The following is a 3,487-nucleotide window of genomic DNA, read 5'->3' as shown; positions in this document are numbered from 1 at the left end:
CCCCTAACCTCCCTTAAAAAGGGGGGAATCGGAGATAAAAGATTTAACTTGGGTAGCTGAGTCAAGTTGCATAACAGAATGAGCGATCGCCTCTGCTTCTTGTGTTGTTAATTGACTGATTATTTGTTTAATCTGAGGAATAGATTGAGGATTAAGACTTAATTCGTCTAAACCTAAACCTAGTAATATGGGTACAGCTAAGGGTTCGGCTGCGAGTTCGCCACACAATCCTACCCAAATTCCTGCATGGTGCGCGGCTTGCACAGTTTTTTGAACTGCTTGCAATACAGCAGGATGAAAAGCGTCAGCTAATGGAGCAACTTTCGGATTGGTGCGGTCTGCTGCCATGATATATTGGCTTAAGTCATTCGTACCAATGCTGAAAAAGTTGACTTCAGAGGCAAGTTTATCTGCGATCGCAACCGCAGATGGGATTTCTATCATGATGCCAATTTCAATATTTTTATCAAAGGGAATACCAGCTTGGGACAATTCTGTTTGTGCTTCTGCCCAAATTGCTTTAGCTGCTTGTAGTTCTGCTAAAGTTGCAATTGTGGGAAACATAACTTTAATTTGATATCCTGAGCTAGCTCGTAATATTGCTCGTAACTGAGTTTTGAAAAGCTCAGGACGATCCAAGCAAAATCGAATACCTCGCCAGCCTAAAAAAGGATTAGTTTCTGCTTGTAATCCTAGATAAGAAAGAGGTTTGTCGCCACCTACATCCAGAGTACGAATAATTAGGGAACGGTTTGCTAAAATTTGGGCGATCGCACGATAAATTTCAAATTGTTCTGCTTCTGTAGGTGAGGAGGTTCTGTCGAGATACAATAATTCGGTGCGTAATAATCCGACTCCCTCTGCACCTTGCGCGATCGCAATTTGAGCATCGGCAATACTACTAATATTAGCAAAGACTGGAATTCGCTTACCATCACGGGCGATCGCTGGTGCTTGTGCTTTGGCTCGTGCTTGCTGTCTGGCGGTAATTATCGCATCTCTTTTCGCTTCGAGGGTAGCAATTGTTTGAGAATCGGGTTGTATCCAAATATTGCCATTTTCACCATCAATTGCTAATAGCGTACCAGGTTCTAAATTTAAAATCTGTGAGTTGACACCGACAACAGCCGGAATTCCTAACGTGCGTGCCAGAATTGCACTGTGAGAAGTAGCGCTACCTTGTAACGTACAAATTCCTAATACTTTTGTCCGATCTAATTGGACTGTATCAGAAGGAGAAAGATCGCGAGCAACAAGAATACTGGGCTGAGTTAATTCTATATTGGTAGTAGTCATACCAAGGAGCGATCGCAAAACTCTTTGTCCTACATCAACAATATCTTTAGCTCGTTCTTGTAAATAAACGTCATCAAGATAGCGATAACTATTCGCTATTTCATCAGTAACAGTAGCCCAAGCAAATTCAGCATTTTGATGTTGCTCAAAAATTCGTTTTTGTACGGGTTCGATAATTGCTGGATCTGCTAAAACTAAAAGATGTGCATCAAATATTGCTGCTTCATTTTCATGAATATGAATTCGATCTTTGATATTTTGAATTTCTTGTTGGGCAGTTGCGATCGCTGTTTGTAAACGCTGCCATTCAGCCTCTACATCAGCTACACAAAGTTCGTGAACTTTTATTTGATGCAAATGATATTGAAAAATTGGGGCGATCGCAATTCCTGGGGACGCAGGAATTGCCTGTGGAGAATCAGAGAGAGTATGAATGTGAAGAGATGAAGTATGATGAGTCTCACCAAAATTATTTTCGACAAGTATTTGTAATGCTGACAGTGCCGCATCTGCATCTTCACCAACAGAAGCGATCGCGATTTCGTGTCCTTGGCGTACTCCTAATGTAGCAACTTGATTGATACTATCTGCTCTCACAAATTCTGTATTTCTGGTGATATTTCGCACGCGAGTTTGAGCGTGAAACTGAGTTGCTGTAGTGACAAATTGAGCCGCAGGACGAGCATGTAGTCCTTGGGGGTTGTGAATGGTTAGGTGGATTTCTCGCGTTGGGAGATCCCCCCAACCCCCCTTAAAAAGGGGGGCAGTAGAATGTTGGTTTTGGGGATTAATACTTAATTGTGCTGCTTTTGCTGTGAGTGCTTGTCGTGCTTCAGAGATAATGCGATTGATATCATTGCTGGATGTAGCGGCAACAGAGGCGGCGATCGCACCTTCTACTAGGGGTGCTTCGCATAAATGGATTTTATCTTGTTGTGATTCCGGTAAGAATTCGATTGCCATTTCTGCACTGAGTAAGGCGCTACCGAGATCCATCAAGACGAGAACGCCGTCGTCACTATATACAGATGCGATCGCTTCATAGACTTGCATAGCATCTGTTCCCAGTGGATTTTCAGGATCGTCAATTCCTGCTGCTACGGCTATGGGTACTTTGTCCTGTACCATTTGCCGTGCAAGTTCCCGCACGCCTTCGGCTAGTTTCTGACTGTGAGAGACAATAACAATGCTAACCATGCGATCGCCCCAAGAACATCTAGAAGCTTCTATCGTTGCAGTTACTTTATACTGCTAGCAGCTTGTATACATCAGCAACAGAGTAGACAATTCTTCAATTTTGCATAACTTTATTTGCTTTTACAAGGATGACAGTGATATCGGTTACGATGTCACACTGCTACTGCTAGACTGTATCCAGATCTAAATAGATTTCAGCAGTATTGGTATGATAACTATCGAAGCGATCGTGACTGTTACGCCTGACGGCAAAGCTGCAATTCAACTACCACCGAATATTCCACCCGGTAGACATAAAGTAGTGTTAGCGATCGACGAGCAACTAATTAAAGAGCAGCCAGTAGTTGAAAACGAGCTAGCATGGGATGAGTTTGAACAGCTGATCGAGCGATGTGCTGTAGATACAGGAATTGAAGATCTAGCACATCAACACGACCACTACATTCATGGAACTCCAAAACGAGAGGCTCACTCTTGAATAAAGTTTTTGTGGATACAGCAGCCTGGATTGCGATTCTCAATAGTAAAGATGCGTTACATCAGCCAGCAAAAGAGATTCAAGCTGATTTGCGCCGACAAAACACTTATTTAGTAACAACAGAATTTGTATTTTTAGAAGTAGCTGATGCATTCTGTGTTTCTTCAACGCGAAATCAAGCTACCAGTTTTATTGACGGTTTGCACCTTCTACCGATCCTACAGATTATCCCGATTAGTCAGGCTTTATATAATGAAGGATGGAATCTCTACAAACAGCGTCCTGATAAAAACTGGAGTTTAACTGACTGCATCAGTTTTATAGTTATGATGCAAGAAGGAATTATAAAGGCTTTTACATCTGATCGTCATTTTGAGCAAGCTGGGTTTATTAAATTATTGTAAGGAATTTAATTTTGTTCCATTAAAAAATAAAGTGGTTGCTTTCTTGGAGAAATGGAAATGACGCAAAACCAATCGAACAAAATGCGAACAAATGCTCTTTCTACCAAAAACA

General features: G+C 41.8%; 3 protein-coding genes. 2 read left to right on the top strand and 1 reads right to left on the bottom strand.

All coding sequences use genetic code 11. From position 1 onward, the window contains the following. Positions 1-3 precede the first annotated feature (3 nt). Positions 4-2,493 (bottom strand): phosphoenolpyruvate--protein phosphotransferase, encoded by a 2,490-nt coding sequence (gene ptsP, locus C7Y66_RS30205; protein ID WP_106548354.1) that lies wholly within the window; start codon positions 2,491-2,493, stop codon positions 4-6. A gap of 208 nt (positions 2,494-2,701) precedes the next feature. On the opposite strand from ptsP, the gene C7Y66_RS30200 reads away from it, so the two are divergent. Both C7Y66_RS30200 and C7Y66_RS30195 read left to right on the top strand, forming a co-directional pair. Further along, the gene (locus C7Y66_RS30200; RefSeq protein ID WP_106548353.1) at positions 2,702-2,971 is read left to right on the top strand and encodes a hypothetical protein; all 270 of its coding nucleotides are present in this window, start codon (positions 2,702-2,704) and stop codon (positions 2,969-2,971) included. Next, a complete protein-coding gene (locus tag C7Y66_RS30195) occupies positions 2,968-3,375 on the top strand; it encodes a type II toxin-antitoxin system VapC family toxin (RefSeq protein ID WP_106548352.1) in 408 nt (135 codons plus the stop codon). Before C7Y66_RS30200 ends, C7Y66_RS30195 begins: the two co-directional genes overlap by 4 nt. Positions 3,376-3,487: the final 112 nt, after the last annotated feature.

Source organism: Chroococcidiopsis sp. CCALA 051 (assembly GCF_003015105.1).
In the GTDB taxonomy this organism is placed as follows: domain Bacteria; phylum Cyanobacteriota; class Cyanobacteriia; order Cyanobacteriales; family Chroococcidiopsidaceae; genus Chroococcidiopsis; species Chroococcidiopsis thermalis.
The sequence above is the reverse complement of the archived record's forward strand: the minus strand, read 5'-3'. Positions and strand labels throughout refer to the sequence as shown.

Bases quoted from the DNA above. Each gene is read 5' to 3' on its own strand.
- C7Y66_RS30200 (WP_106548353.1), top strand. From the start codon at position 2,702: ATGATAACTATCGAAGCGATCGTGACTGTTACGCCTGACGGCAAAGCT.
- ptsP (WP_106548354.1), bottom strand. From the start codon at position 2,493: ATGGTTAGCATTGTTATTGTCTCTCACAGTCAGAAACTAGCCGAAGGC.